Genomic DNA, 12620 nt, shown 5'->3' with positions numbered 1-12620 from the left:
CATGAGAAGGCCGAACCGCTCCATCGAGACCTTCGACATCTCGCTCATGGCGGTGGTGACGAAGGCCATGGGCGCCTTCCTCGTGATGATGCTGCTGCTGCTGCCCTATTATTCGTCGAGTCCGCTCGGCAAGGACGAGGCGCAGGACCTAGCCAAAAAGGTTCAGGACGCCGACGCCAAGATTCAAAACGTGCTTGGCAGGCTCGGGGACAGCGCATTGCGCAGGGATTTGAACGCGGCGCGCGATCAGCTCGGCTCCGGCCAGCAGCTTGTCAATCAATTGAAGCGCTATGTCGATCAGCTCAGTTCGCAGGTGAACCGGCTGGAAGAGCGGCTCAAGATGGTCGCCGCTGATCTTGAGCAGCTCAAGCGGGAAAATGCGCGCCTTGCGCCCCTTGAAGCAGAAAACAGCCGCCTCGAGGAGGAGAACGCCAGGCTCAGGGAAGAACTGGAGAGGCTCAAACAGCAGATCGCACAGTTGCAGCTTTCGACGCCCGAACGGGTCGCGGAGTTGCAGATGCGCATCAGGGAACTCGAGGCGGAGATTGCCCGGCTGCGGCAGGAGAACGCCGGTCTCAGGTCACAGGTCGCGGACCTGCAAAGCCAGGTCGGGCAAATGCGCCAGCGCGTGGCCCAGCTCGAGCAGGAGAATGCCGCGCTCTACGCTACGGCTGCGCGGGTCGCGCCGCTGGAGCAGGAGAATAGGGAGCTAAAGCGTGAAATTGCGGATTCGGAGGCGAAGCGAAGGCGCTATCCGGTGCTGACCGGAACGGTCGTCAGCGACAATTGCGGCGAGACGCTTGCTTTCGGCGCTTACACGAGCGGCACGGTGTTCGCCGGCCAGAATGTGAAATATCTCCTGAATCAAGCGGGTGGCCTCGGAAATCGGAGCAATCCTTTGTCAATCAGACCCCAGACTTCGTCGGCTGCCACGGGACATGTTTCAACCTTCGTGATCAGAAATGACGCCCGTAATCCAAACCGGTATTTCCTGGTTCTCTCCGACCGGCGGCCTCCCAAATCGCAGAACCCAGGTGCCTTGCAGGCCCGCGCAACGGACTGCAGGGCGACGATCTTGGTGTCTTATACGGTCAGTGACAGGCAATACAATACGTGGTGGCAGGATCGAACGATGCGGGCGGGGAGCGCCGTGGAATATGTCGGGGACGTGGTCATTGACGCCGACGACAGTATGAGTCTCGTCGCTCCCTCGCCCGAAGGACAGCAATGGATGGACGATCAGATCGCACACAGCGTCATCCTGCCGCCGGACGCCCCCAGCGTGACGCCGCCTAAACCGCAACCCTGAAGCTCGGAGAGGGGGCACGAGCGTGGCAAAACTGATCCGTTGCTCCGGGGGGCACGTCTTTGACAGCGACGCCCACGAGGCGTGCCCGGAATGTGAGCGGCTTGGCATTCGTCACAGACCGGCATCCGCCTCCGCTTCACAGGCAGGCGGCGGCGATGCCGACAAGCTTCGCCCAAAGCCGAGCCTGCCCGTCAAAGCCGCAGCGCTCGCGGCGGGCGGAGCGGCGCTTCTCGCGCTGGCCGGCTATTTCATGTTCGCTGAACCGCGTGTGATCTCCGATACGGCGATTGCGGAGACCGATGCGGACTTTGCTGCCTGCGATAAGTCAAACCGTCCCGTCGAGGCGTGCGACAAGGCCATCCAGTCGAAGAAGTTCGCGGGACCAGCCCTGAATGCGTTGTACCGGCTGCGTGGCGACGCCTATTTCAGTGCTGGCAAATACGATCTGGCCATCACGGATTTCGACCAGGTTATCGCGCGCGATGCGAATGATTACCTTCCATATTACAACCGCGGCGTCGCCTGGAAGCGGAAGAACGAAACGACGAAAGCAGTTGCGGATTTCAGGAAGGCGATGGCGCTCAATCCGCCGGAAGATATGCGCAAGACTCTGCTGGCGGAGCTAAAGGCGCTCGGCAACGATGACGCCAGAACCAATCCCGCGCCACAGCCATCCGAAAACAATGACGCACCCAAAAAGCCGGAGCCGGCCCCTCCGCCGTCGCAAAAGCAGATCGTGGTGACGCCGAAAGTCCTGACCGACGCCGATAAAATTCGCGCCGATCCGGACTACAAGGCGTGCACGTCCGGACCGTCGCGAATCGACGGCTGCAAGCGCGCCATCGCCTCCGGGAAGTTCGACGGTATCTTCCTAGGCGTTGTTTATAACAATCTCGGGCATGCTTACACACAAATTCCTGACAGGGATGCGGCCCTCGAAAACTTTGACAAGGCGGTGCGGCTCGATCCCGACAATATGACTGCCCGCGCCAACCGCGGCCATATGCTGTATTATAAAAAGGAGTATGACCGCGCATTGTCCGATTTCGAGCAGGCAATCGCACGCAATCCGAATGAACCGTTTTTCCACTACCTGCACGGCATGATCCGCTGGGCCAAGGGGGAGCCCGACGCGGCATCAGCAGATTGCCGGAAGACGATTGATCTCACCCCGCCGGACAACGTCTTCAGGAAGAAATGCGAGGAGGCCATCAGGGAGATTGGACAGGGCAAAACTCGGGCCGAGCCGCCGAACTGGGGTGCTACCGCCAAATAGTCCGCGCAGGCGGACCAGGAGAGCCAGAGGATACAGAGCATGGCAAAACTGATCCGCTGCTCCGGGGGGCACGTCTTTGACAGCGACGCCCATGAGACGTGCCCGGAATGTGAGCGGCTTGGCATTCGTCACAGACCGGCATCCGCCTCCGCTTCACAGGCAGGCGGCGGCGATGCCGACAAGCTTCGCCCAAAGCCGAGCCTGCCCGTCAAAGCCGCAGCGCTCGCGGCGGGCGGAGCGGCGCTTCTCGCGCTGGCCGGCTATTTCATGTTCGCTGAACCGCGTGTGATCTCCGATACGGCGATTGCGGAGACCGATGCGGACTTTGCTGCCTGCGATAAGTCAAACCGTCCCGTCGAGGCGTGCGACAAGGCCATCCAGTCGAAGAAGTTCGCCGGGGCAGCCCTGAATGCGTTGTACCGGCTGCGTGGCGACGCCTATTTCAGCGCCGGCAAATACGATATGGCCAGCAAGGACTATGACACCCTGCTGGCGCAGTTGAGCGACAAGGAACTCGGCATCGCCATCGCGGAATTCGATCAGGCCATCATGCGCGATGCGAAAGATTACTTTCCCTTTTTCATTCGCGGCGTCGCCTGGAAGCGGAAGAACGAAACGACGAAAGCAGTTGCGGATTTCAGGAAGGCGATGGCGCTCAATCCGCCGGAAGATATGCGCAAGACTCTGCTGGCGGAGCTAAAGGCGCTGGGTAGCGATGATGCCAATCCCACGCCAGAGGCACCAGCGAATAATGACGTGCCCCAAAAGCCGGCGCCGGCCACTCCGCCGCAGGAACAGCAGACAGTGGTTAAGCCGAAAGTTCTCACCGACGCCGATGAAATACGCGCCGACCCGGACTTCAAGGCGTGCACGTCCGGACCGTCGCGAATCGACGGCTGCAAGCGCGCCATCGCCTCCGGGAAGTTCAATGGTGCCGCCCTAGGTATTTTTTATAGCAATCTCGGGCATGCCCACACCCAAACTCGCGACTGGAGTGCGGCCCTCGAATACTTCGAGGCGGCGGTGCGATTCGATCCCGACAATATGAATGCCCTCGTCAACCGCGGCGCGATGCTATATTATAAAGGTGAGTATGATCGCGCGTTGTCTGATTTTGAGCAGGCAATCGCACGCAATCCGAAAGATCCGTTTTTCTATTGGCGGCGAGGATTGGTCCGCTGGGCCAAGGCGGAGCCCGACGCCGCATCGGCCGATTTCCGGAAGACGCTCGAACTCGCTCCGCCTGACAATATCAGGCAACACTGCGAAACGTCGCTCAAGGAGATCGGACAGGGCAAGACGCGATTCGAGCCGGCGGACTGGAAGGCCTCCGCCAGGTAGCCTGCGACTTTCCAGGCGCCAAACCGTCTTCCAGCCAGCCTTGTGATGACCGCGAGCGTCCACAGGACAGCAAATAAAACGATCAGCTTCCGGATATCAGCGCTTTGTTACAAAACACGTCTCATTGCGCGTCCGCCGCACCCTTTGATCGTCCCGAGAGCCATGAGCAAACGGTGGCGGCAATAGTCCCGTAAATCGCGTAAATCAAAACCGCCCCGCCGCCTAGGCTGAACAAGAAGAGGCCGACCAGCGCGCTTATGACGAAGCCTGTTCCCGCAGTCTGAATGATGCGCCCGGCAAAGGTCGTTATGGCCGCAAGACGCGAATCAACCAGTCCTGTAAGGGCGGCGGGAATGAGTCCCACCTTATAGGAATAAGCGAACATGACGCCGAGAAACATCGGCGGCTCCCACGGTCTGACGCCAATGACTATCGCCGTGCCGAGCGCCAGAAGGAAGCCCACGGCGGGGCCAACGATTAGGAAGATAAGTGCGCGTTTCATTTCGATTGACCGCAATCCGGATCGCACTTTCGGCAACTCTTTGGATCCTCCCGAGAGCCGTGAGCAAATGACGGCGGCAATGGCTGCGTAAATCGCGAAAATCAAAACCGCCCCGACGTCGTGTCTGAGCAAGAAGAGGCCGATCAGCGCGCTTATGATGAAGGCGGCTCCGGCGGTCTGAAGGATGCGCCAAGCAAACGTCGTTCTGGCTGCAAGACGCCAATCGATCAACCCTGCAAGGACTGCCGGAACGATTCCCATCTCACAGGAATGGTCGAACATGACGCCCAGAACCGCTGGCTCCCAGGCTTTGACGCCGAACGCCATCGCTGTGCCGAGCACCAGAAGGAAGCTCACGATTGGGCCAACGAATAGGAAGATGAGGGCGCGTTTCATTTCGATTGGTCGCAATCCGGTGTCGGGCTGGTCGAATGATAGCAACGATCGGCCCACTTCAAAGACATAGGGTCGATAGGCTGGCCGTCGTACCTCACTTCAAAGTGGAGGTGAGGATCTGTCGTGAGGCCGGTGACGCCGACGGCGCCGATCGGATCGCCGGGCGCGACACAGGTCCCGACGGTAACGGAGATTGCGTCGAGCAGGGCATAGACGGTCTGATACGAGCCGCCATGATCGACGATCACCCGCTTGCCGTAAGCCTTCCCGGTTCCGGCGGCTGTGACACGACCAAGAAGGGCGGCGACGACCGTGGTTCCGACCGGAGCGGCCCAGTCGATGCCGGCATGCAGGCGAGTACGGTTGAGGAGTGGATGTGTCCGCATACCGAATCCGGCGCCGGGTTGGATCTCGCCGCCTGCTACCGGCCTCTGTAGCACCATGGTCGCCGGGTCCGGCTCGATGTCCGCGCAATTCGCCGCCCTGGCTTGCTGCGCGCCAATTGCGGTCGAGCAAGCCAGCGCAATGAGTGTCCCGAAAGTGAGCAGGTTTCGCATGGTCCGCATGTCCCTCGACTCGAATGCCGTGGCGACCGGATCGCTCAATCGTGCCGGAATGACCATTGCCAGGGATTGCCTGGGCTTGCCCGATAAGCTGGCGGCGCGGACGGCCAAGGTCACGAGGAGGCCATGAGCCCGCGTCTCCGTCCAATGCCTGTCAATACCCGGCAATAGTGACCGCGGGTCAGGAGCTCTAGATGGCAGCCAGTCGAAACCACGAAAGGATGCGAGATGCGTTACCGGATTGTGTTGTGCCTTGTCTCCATGACGGTGTGTGGCTCAGCTAAGGCGGGTGAGGTGGTTCATCCTGGGGATTGTCTCAAGGTCAAAACGGTCGAGCAGCGAATTGCCACTTGCACCGCTTCCATCGATATTTTTGAAAAATTGGGAGAGGGTATCGCGGTCATGGCCGCCCTGGACAAGAACTTCATGCCGGCTCTCGGTATCACGTATGAAACGCGCGGGACGGCTTTCATGGAATTGCGGGACTGGGAGCGCGCCAAGAGCGATCTCGACAAAGCAATCCGCGCCAACCCGAATTATCTGATGTCCTACCTCAGCCGCGGCAAGGTGGAACTGGCGACCGGCAACTTCGATCCCGCCATCGCGGATTTCTCGAAGATCATCGAAGTCTCCGGGGACGTGGGACAGCCCGAGACGCGCATCTGGAGAGGCTTGGCCTGGATGAAAAAGAACGAGTTGCAGAAGTCGCTCGCGGATTTCTCCGAGGCCATAGCGCTCAAGCCCGATTATGCCGACGCCTATTTTAGCCGGGGCATGGTGAGGGAACGCCTCGCACAGCGCACATACGCTGTTCTCGACTACCGGACGGCGCTCGGCTTTGTGCCCAATCACCGGCAAAGCCGGGCAGCATTGCGGCGCCTTGGCATCGAACCATCGCCGTGAGCGTGCCGCGCGCCGATCTAAAGTGTGAGCCTGTACGCAAAGAGATTCTTCCCGGCCACTCGATCATGCGCAGGTGCGACAGGGTGAGCTGTCAAGAATGATCACTACAGGTTCTCCGTTGCTGACGTATACTGGGACAGGGCGAGCGATCAGCCTGCGCGGACGACGAGGGGCGCTTGACCCCGCTGATGATAACCGCAGCTTCAAGGCAGATGAGTTTTAGATCAAACGAAATGGGGGCGACCGTGAAATTTTATATCAGCGAAATCTTGTCTGTTATCGCTCTCTATTTATTCCTGTACGTTGTGCTTGCATTCCTGCTCACAGCTTATGGAACTGTAGCGCTCTGGTATTTGATCTGGATCGCCTGCATGGGTGGCGCGGTGGCGCTAACATGGTTGGTAGCCAATCAAAGGGAGGGCGTGAACCGGCTGAGCACATTTCTTGCGATCGCGGCGGCGGCGGTTCTCGCTCTGGGATGTCTGACGCTCTTTCCGCATGGCAAAAACACCATTGGCTATTATACACTTCTATTGAGTTTCATTGTCGTGCCGGGCGTTTCTCTGGGGACCGGAGCGGTGCGTCTATTCCTCGGCCCATGGCGACCGCTGACACGAAAGGCCCTCGCTGTCGGCGCCATCGCAGGTGTCATTGGCGTGGTTATGATTATGCTGATTATGAACAATCTGGGGGCCGCGAAACTATTCGTAGGCATGTTCACCATACCAGTCGTGGACATCTTCGGCTTCGACCCATTTTCGTTTCTTGGTTTGCAATCCGGCATTTATGTGCGCCGAACCTTGTTGCAGGAGCCGCTTGGTGAATTGAAATTGGGCGGGGGGCTGTTGTTTTTTCTCGCGCTTCTTTTCCAGGGCGTACAATCGGCGCTGGCGGCCATCTGGGATACTCTCGTGCTTGGTGTCGGCGCCTTTGCAACGAGCTGGGCCGGAACGCGACTGCTCCTGAGAGGGCCGTGACGACTTTCTCCATGATACTCCGGGTGAGGGCTTGATGTCGAAGATCCACAGCCTTTACGTCAAGTGGCGGGCCTTCCGTGATCTCGTCGGTCATCCGAAGTCGGATGCCGAACTGGCACGGGAGATTTTCGGCGACGATGACGGGCCGGTGCGATTCACCAAGGTGCTCCATGGCGATGTCGGCTGCGCGCCATGGATCGCCGACGAGATTGTCAACCACATCAACAAGCGGATCGCGGGCTTTCGCGGCGCCCGCTCTCTTCCCGTCCTGTCGTCGCAGACCTTCAAGGGAAGCGACCTTGCGTTGCCTGTCTACGCATTCACAAACAGGCTGATCGCGGCTGCGGGCGCAGTGGACGAGGACCGGCTCGAGCGCGGGCATGCGGGGCTGCTTGAGGAGCTGGCGATCGCTTCCCCCACGGCCCAGGCTGAATCCAGGCTAGTGGTCGAGCGCTATCAAGGAACGCGCTCGTTCGCGCCGTTTGTCCCATCAGGCCGCCGCGTGGAGTTCAGGCCCGGAGATAAGGGCCAGATCGCCTTCACCGGCGTATCCAAGGCGCCGGTGGCCGGCTACGCGATGTTGACCCGCGATCCGGCGGGGAACGGCCAGCGGCTGTGGGAAGCGGATTGGGCCGAGACGGTGCTCTGGCTGCCATCCCCGTTCGTGCCGACACTGAGCGATGGCCGCGCATTGCTGATGCCCGAGCCGCAACCCGCCTCGCCGCTTCCCGGCCGCTTTATCGTGACGTCAGTCCTCGTGTGGGACGGGAAGGCCATCGCCAAACTCGATCCGCGTGGCGCCAATCCGCCGACTGCCGCGCTCGACGAGGAAGAAACGACGCGCTTTTTGACAAACTTGCGCCGGGTTCTTGACGACAAGCAGAGGAAATGGGCGGGCGCCGTGACGGCTGGCGCCGCTGAATATACGGTGACGGCTTGATGCCGCAGGAACATGGGGGTGAGGTGATGTCTGGTTCGGCGCCGGGCACGGGCAAGGATACGCTGCCGCGACGCAGACAGAGGATTGCGCTTCTGGTCGGCAATGCCGCCTATCCTGGCCAGCGGCTCGCCAATCCCGTCAATGACGTGCGTCTTATCGAACGCACGATGCGCCTTCTGGACTTCGACGTGGAAGTCGTGATCGATGCGACCAAGGCGCAGTTCGAGACGGCGATCGTGCGATTTGGCGAGCGTATTGAGCAGGCGGAGCTGCTCGAAGCGTCATTCTTTTACTACGCGGGGCATGGCGTCCAGTACCAAGGCGACAATTTCCTCTTGCCGATCGATGCCGAGATCCAGGCGACGCGCTATCTCAAGAGCGGGGCTGTAAAAGCCGATGCCGTGGTCGAGCAGTTGGCACTCAACAGCGCCGCGGACCACATCGTCGTGTTCGACGCCTGCCGCAACAATCCGATCCCCGAAGCCTACAACTCGACGCGTGATGTCACGCAAGGGCTGGCCGATATTCGTAACACCCCGAGTGGCACGCTCATTACCTTCTCGACAGGGGCAGGAAAGGTCGCCCTCGACGGCGATGATGGCCCTAACAGTCCCTATGCCGCCGCTCTCGCGCACAAGTTGGCACTGCCTGGCCGGCGGATTCTCGAAATCTTCGGTGAGGTCAATGGCGAGGTCGGTCGCCGGACCAATGGCAGGCAAGTCCCGGCAATGTTCCTGTCGGGCGCTCTGCCTATGATTGTGCTGCGGCCAATATCAGCCGACGTGCACGCTGAAGCGAAAACAATGACAGTAATCGGTAATCAAATTCAGCAATCTGCCGGCCAGTTTGTGAGTTTCAACGTCGGCGTTGGCGGCGTTGGCCTCAGCGGCAAGCGGGCTTTCCTGCCCGGCAACGGTGTCCACGAGTCTTTCAAGGACATCGACGTGGGGCCGGAGATGGTCGTCGTGCCAGCCGGCACGTTCACGATGGGCACGGGCGAGGACGAATACGGCGACTTGAATGAACGGCCAGCCCATGCCGTCACGATCGTCCGACCGTTTGCGGTCGGCCGTTGCTGCGTAACGGTGAACGAATATCGGAGCTTCGTCGACGCGACGGGGCATCCTACTCACGAGCCGATCTTTTCCCGTGCCGGCGCGTTTTTTGCCTTCGGTGATCTCGTCGTAACAACGAAGCCCGGCCGGAACTGGCGCCGGCCTGGCTTCGCCCAGACCGACGACCACCCTGTTGTGGGCGTGAGCTGGGCGGACGCGAACGCTTACGTCACATGGCTCGCAGCAAGGACAGGGCAGCCCTATCGCCTGCTGTCTGAGGCCGAGTGGGAGTATGCCGCGCGCGCGGGTTCATCCGACCGTTACGCCTGGGGGCGGGACATCACCCGGGCGCGCGCCAACTTTGACGACGACCCCGAGCTTCGCCGCCGCCATCCGACCGCCTGGCGATATCAGGCCCGCCGGGGCACTTGTCCGGCGGTACACTACGATCCCAACGCCTGGGGCCTTTTCAACATGCATGGCAACGTGGCCGAGTGGGTCGAAGACGATTGGCACGAAGACTATCAGGGGGCGACGGGCGACGGCACGCCCCGGGTCGACCGACAAGCGGACGATCCGTCGCTTCCTGCCCTAAAGGTCATTCGTGGCGGTAGTTGGGACAGTACAGACTCCCATGTGCGCAGCGCCTCGCGCTCGTCCATCCATGCAAGCTGGGCGACGAGCTGGATCGGCTTCCGTGTCGCCAGAGACATCAACGACAGCGCCTGACCTAATTCCTCCGGGCAAGGTTCGCCAATGCCCGGCAACTCCTGCCAATGGTGGCGGCGGATCCGCGGTGGCTAGGTATGGGCAACCAAACCACGGGAGACTATGCGATGAAAAAAATAGTTGCACTGACGCTCGTTACCGCCGCCATGGCCCTCGCGGGCTGCGACATGCCGGACAAGCTCGAAAAACCCAATCCTGTTGCTGAATGGACCTGGACCGGCAACCCCAAACTGGACAACGGAGGAACGATCTCGCTGAACCTTGGCGGGGATGGAAATTTCAAGGCTCGCAGCACGCCCCCCGGCGAGGAGGCAAGGTCGGTCGAGGGCCGATGGACGGTGGGCGAAAGCTGGAACGAGAAGGCCTGCGGGGACCGGATCAGTCTTTCGGATGAGGACAGGCTCACACGGACCGCGGACGGCAAAGTTGAGAATCATCGCGTATCGCGGGCTTCCATTGGTTTGCTATATTGGGTTGCCAAGGGAGCCGAGTTGCCCAGCGGAGCGAAAATCGTCAGCAAGCAGAATATGACCGATTCTGGTGCTTCCAATCCTTTTGATGCTTCGTTGCGGACCGTGGTCGCAAACAATCTGCTGCCGCATAGCATTCCTCCCCTTCCGGACCACGCAAAAGGGGAGTTTTGGCTGGTGGAGGAGAACGCGGAACTGGTCAGAACCGGCCGCGCCGCGGTCGCGTCGGGCAGCCTCGTGCAGTACCCATTCGCGCTGCTCGCCGAATGCTTCGGTTCGCCGGATAAGGACGCCAAGGTTCGCTTGATGTTTCGCTCCCGGAATCTCACAGCCGCAGCATCCTGAACGGAGCGGCCCTGCGGCGACAGCAAGGCCGGAGCACGGATGGACCAGCGATCACCTGTCGGGGCAGACGGTGCGGGCTATCGCGCACGCCTTCCCGCCGCCGTCGCCGCATTGCTTGAGCGCGCGCGCCTCGGCATTGGCGCGGGGATCTCCCCACGCCGCGCCGAAGAATCCGCCTGTGGCGGTGGCGAGAGCCGCGCACGCATTGCGCGACCACATGACAACACGGCAATCGTTGCCGTCCGCGGAAGTCCCACGGCGGCAATAATCCATGGCCGCCGCTTCCGCTTCGGCGCGCGAAGCCCTCGAATAGGCGTAGCCATGATGATCCGTCCGCGGCGAATAGGCGATGGCCTGATAGGCTTCGGAACGACAGGACATGTAGCAAATGGTCTGCTGGGTCGAGCAACCACGCTCGTCGACGCCAGATCCCTGCATGCAGAAATAGTAGCGGCTGTCGCAGTTCGAGTGGCAGGAATCGGCGACCGCCTCCACGGGGCCGAATGTCAAAACCGCCGCCAGCATGGCGCCAACCTGCTTTGGAAACTCATCAAGCATGATCGCCCCTTCGCGCTCGGGGATATTTTTGGAAATCTGCGTTCTGGAGCGCTCCGCTGTCAAATACACTTATACCAACAGGCGATGAGCCCGCGAACAAGGGAGAGGCATGGTGCGCATTTTTGTTGATATGGATGGCGTACTCGCCAACTTTGACGCCCACCACGAAGCTGTCTTTGGCATCCGTCCGGACAAGAAAGTCGACAATGTGAACTGGCAGCAGGTCCGCGATCATAAAGGCTTCTATGCCGGTATTCCGCCCATGGATGACATGATGGAGCTTTGGAATTTCGTCACGAAACATGATCCTTACCGCATCGTGCTCACCGGCATCCCGTATTCGGTCGAGGAAGCCGAAAGCAATAAGCGGGGATGGATCGCGAAACACCTCGGGGACCACGTCGAGGTTCGATGCTGCAAGTCGAGAGACAAGTCCCTGCATGCCGAACCTGGCGACATCCTGATTGATGACTGGGACAAGTACCGTCATCTCTGGGTGAAGCGGGGCGGCACCTGGATCACCCACACCTCCGCCACGAATACGATTGCGGAACTGACAAAAATCTTCGGAGATTGACAGCGGTGCACATCCAGATCGGCATGCCCGGCGCAACTGGGCGAAGCATCCAAAATCTTTGACGGCGTTGGTTCGGTCACAAATATGCTCAAGTGACCGTAGGAATATAGTGCATTAACAATGTTGTGCGGACAGCACATCATCCAGGATCATGACATCTGGATTGCCGCTTCGGGGCGGCCCGTCGCAAGCAGATTGAGAGGTTCGATATGGCCCTGACTGTCCGCGCGTTTCTCAAATTCATTTTGAGCGCTTTTGCCATCGGCCTCGGCGGAATGGGCGCCTCCGCTACGGAGGGGGATCGGCATGAGGTGACGACATTGTCGAATCTCATCGGGCGGCTGCGGAGCGATGCAGCGTTGCGCGCCCGGTTTGCCGGGAATCCTCGCGGCACCCTGTCCGAACACGGGATCGATCCCTCGCCTTACAATTTGCCCGATGCGATGAACGCGGAGCAGATGGGCCGTCTGCTTGCTCAGAATTCGCCTGCGCTTGCGCCGAATGACGAGCCGCCCCCGGCACCGCAGCGGCCGGCAGCGCCGGCCGCTGTCTACGGTCCTCCCCCGCGGACGCCCGTGCAGGAGCCCGCGCCGCCGGTGCCGCAAGAGAAACAGCCGCTGCGCGGGATCCACACGATCATCTACGGCCCTCCGCCCGGACCGCGGAAGTAGCGCCGGCC

General features: G+C 60.6%; 13 protein-coding genes. 10 read left to right on the top strand and 3 right to left on the bottom strand.

Features of this window, described 5'->3' with window-relative positions; genetic code table 11:
- The first annotated feature begins 1 nt into the window (after position 1).
- Genes C7450_RS31570 through C7450_RS31560 form a run of 3 tightly spaced genes read left to right on the top strand, consistent with a single transcriptional unit; the run spans position 2 to position 3926 of the window.
- The gene (locus C7450_RS31570) at positions 2 to 1309 is read left to right on the top strand and encodes a coiled-coil domain-containing protein (RefSeq protein WP_068184971.1); all 1308 of its coding nucleotides are present in this window, start codon (positions 2 to 4) and stop codon (positions 1307 to 1309) included.
- A 22-nt stretch (positions 1310 to 1331) separates the two neighbouring features.
- Positions 1332 to 2585, top strand: coding sequence for a tetratricopeptide repeat protein (locus C7450_RS31565; RefSeq protein ID WP_068184975.1), 1254 nt, complete (start codon positions 1332 to 1334; stop codon positions 2583 to 2585).
- Positions 2586 to 2624: 39 nt separating this feature from the next.
- Positions 2625 to 3926 carry a tetratricopeptide repeat protein gene (locus tag C7450_RS31560; protein ID WP_068184979.1) on the top strand — a complete coding sequence of 434 codons (1302 nt, stop codon included), beginning with the start codon at positions 2625 to 2627 and terminating at the stop codon, positions 3924 to 3926.
- A gap of 121 nt (positions 3927 to 4047) precedes the next feature.
- Here C7450_RS31560 and C7450_RS31555 read toward each other — a convergent pair whose 3' ends face one another.
- Complete coding sequence (locus C7450_RS31555; RefSeq protein ID WP_068184982.1) at positions 4048 to 4824, bottom strand: hypothetical protein; 777 nt, start codon at positions 4822 to 4824, stop codon at positions 4048 to 4050.
- Positions 4821 to 5381 (bottom strand): M23 family metallopeptidase, encoded by a 561-nt coding sequence (locus C7450_RS31550; RefSeq protein ID WP_210206592.1) that lies wholly within the window; start codon positions 5379 to 5381, stop codon positions 4821 to 4823. The genes C7450_RS31555 and C7450_RS31550 overlap by 4 nt, the downstream gene beginning before the upstream one ends.
- Positions 5382 to 5789: 408 nt before the next feature.
- Here C7450_RS31550 and C7450_RS31545 point away from each other — a divergent pair, with 408 nt between their 5' ends.
- The 5 genes from C7450_RS31545 to C7450_RS31525 all read left to right on the top strand — a co-directional run bounded on the left by C7450_RS31545 (position 5790) and on the right by C7450_RS31525 (position 10806).
- Entirely contained in the window at positions 5790 to 6290 is a 501-nt protein-coding gene (locus tag C7450_RS31545) for a tetratricopeptide repeat protein (protein ID WP_068184989.1), read from the top strand.
- A gap of 176 nt (positions 6291 to 6466) precedes the next feature.
- A complete protein-coding gene (locus tag C7450_RS31540) occupies positions 6467 to 7267 on the top strand; it encodes a hypothetical protein (RefSeq protein ID WP_146227601.1) in 801 nt (266 codons plus the stop codon).
- Between the two features lie 34 nt (positions 7268 to 7301).
- Complete coding sequence (locus C7450_RS31535; RefSeq protein ID WP_068184997.1) at positions 7302 to 8207, top strand: hypothetical protein; 906 nt, start codon at positions 7302 to 7304, stop codon at positions 8205 to 8207.
- Positions 8207 to 9991, top strand: a complete 1785-nt coding sequence (locus C7450_RS31530) for an SUMF1/EgtB/PvdO family nonheme iron enzyme (RefSeq protein ID WP_082736922.1) — start codon at positions 8207 to 8209, stop codon at positions 9989 to 9991. The genes C7450_RS31535 and C7450_RS31530 overlap by 1 nt, the downstream gene beginning before the upstream one ends.
- A gap of 107 nt (positions 9992 to 10098) precedes the next feature.
- The gene (locus tag C7450_RS31525) at positions 10099 to 10806 is read left to right on the top strand and encodes a hypothetical protein (RefSeq protein ID WP_146227599.1); all 708 of its coding nucleotides are present in this window, start codon (positions 10099 to 10101) and stop codon (positions 10804 to 10806) included.
- 51 nt (positions 10807 to 10857) lie between these two features.
- On the opposite strand, the gene C7450_RS31520 is transcribed toward C7450_RS31525, so the two are convergent.
- Positions 10858 to 11364: a DUF4189 domain-containing protein gene (locus C7450_RS31520; RefSeq protein WP_110378424.1), complete on the bottom strand. Its 507-nt coding sequence runs from the start codon at positions 11362 to 11364 to the stop codon at positions 10858 to 10860.
- A 109-nt stretch (positions 11365 to 11473) separates the two neighbouring features.
- Here C7450_RS31520 and C7450_RS31515 point away from each other — a divergent pair, with 109 nt between their 5' ends.
- Together C7450_RS31515 and C7450_RS31510 are read left to right on the top strand one after the other, a co-directional pair.
- Positions 11474 to 11941 carry an HAD family hydrolase gene (locus tag C7450_RS31515; protein WP_068184792.1) on the top strand — a complete coding sequence of 156 codons (468 nt, stop codon included), beginning with the start codon at positions 11474 to 11476 and terminating at the stop codon, positions 11939 to 11941.
- A gap of 209 nt (positions 11942 to 12150) precedes the next feature.
- On the top strand, positions 12151 to 12612 hold the full coding sequence (locus C7450_RS31510; protein ID WP_068184794.1) for a hypothetical protein: 462 nt from the start codon (positions 12151 to 12153) through the stop codon (positions 12610 to 12612).
- Positions 12613 to 12620: the final 8 nt, after the last annotated feature.

Source organism: Chelatococcus asaccharovorans (assembly GCF_003201475.1).
GTDB lineage: Bacteria > Pseudomonadota > Alphaproteobacteria > Rhizobiales > Beijerinckiaceae > Chelatococcus > Chelatococcus asaccharovorans.
The sequence above is the reverse complement of the archived record's forward strand: the minus strand, read 5'-3'. Positions and strand labels throughout refer to the sequence as shown.

Excerpts from the sequence above, each read along its gene's own strand:
- C7450_RS31570 (WP_068184971.1), top strand. The coding sequence starts at position 2 with ATGAGAAGGCCGAACCGCTCCATCGAGACCTTCGACATCTCGCTCATG.
- C7450_RS31560 (WP_068184979.1), top strand. The coding sequence starts at position 2,625 with ATGGCAAAACTGATCCGCTGCTCCGGGGGGCACGTCTTTGACAGCGAC.
- C7450_RS31555 (WP_068184982.1), bottom strand. The coding sequence starts at position 4,824 with ATGAAACGCGCCCTCATCTTCCTATTCGTTGGCCCAATCGTGAGCTTC.
- C7450_RS31550 (WP_210206592.1), bottom strand. The coding sequence starts at position 5,381 with ATGCGAAACCTGCTCACTTTCGGGACACTCATTGCGCTGGCTTGCTCG.
- C7450_RS31545 (WP_068184989.1), top strand. The coding sequence starts at position 5,790 with ATGGCCGCCCTGGACAAGAACTTCATGCCGGCTCTCGGTATCACGTAT.
- C7450_RS31535 (WP_068184997.1), top strand. The coding sequence starts at position 7,302 with ATGTCGAAGATCCACAGCCTTTACGTCAAGTGGCGGGCCTTCCGTGAT.
- C7450_RS31530 (WP_082736922.1), top strand. The coding sequence starts at position 8,207 with ATGCCGCAGGAACATGGGGGTGAGGTGATGTCTGGTTCGGCGCCGGGC.
- C7450_RS31525 (WP_146227599.1), top strand. The coding sequence starts at position 10,099 with ATGAAAAAAATAGTTGCACTGACGCTCGTTACCGCCGCCATGGCCCTC.
- C7450_RS31520 (WP_110378424.1), bottom strand. The coding sequence starts at position 11,364 with ATGCTTGATGAGTTTCCAAAGCAGGTTGGCGCCATGCTGGCGGCGGTT.
- C7450_RS31515 (WP_068184792.1), top strand. The coding sequence starts at position 11,474 with ATGGTGCGCATTTTTGTTGATATGGATGGCGTACTCGCCAACTTTGAC.
- C7450_RS31510 (WP_068184794.1), top strand. The coding sequence starts at position 12,151 with ATGGCCCTGACTGTCCGCGCGTTTCTCAAATTCATTTTGAGCGCTTTT.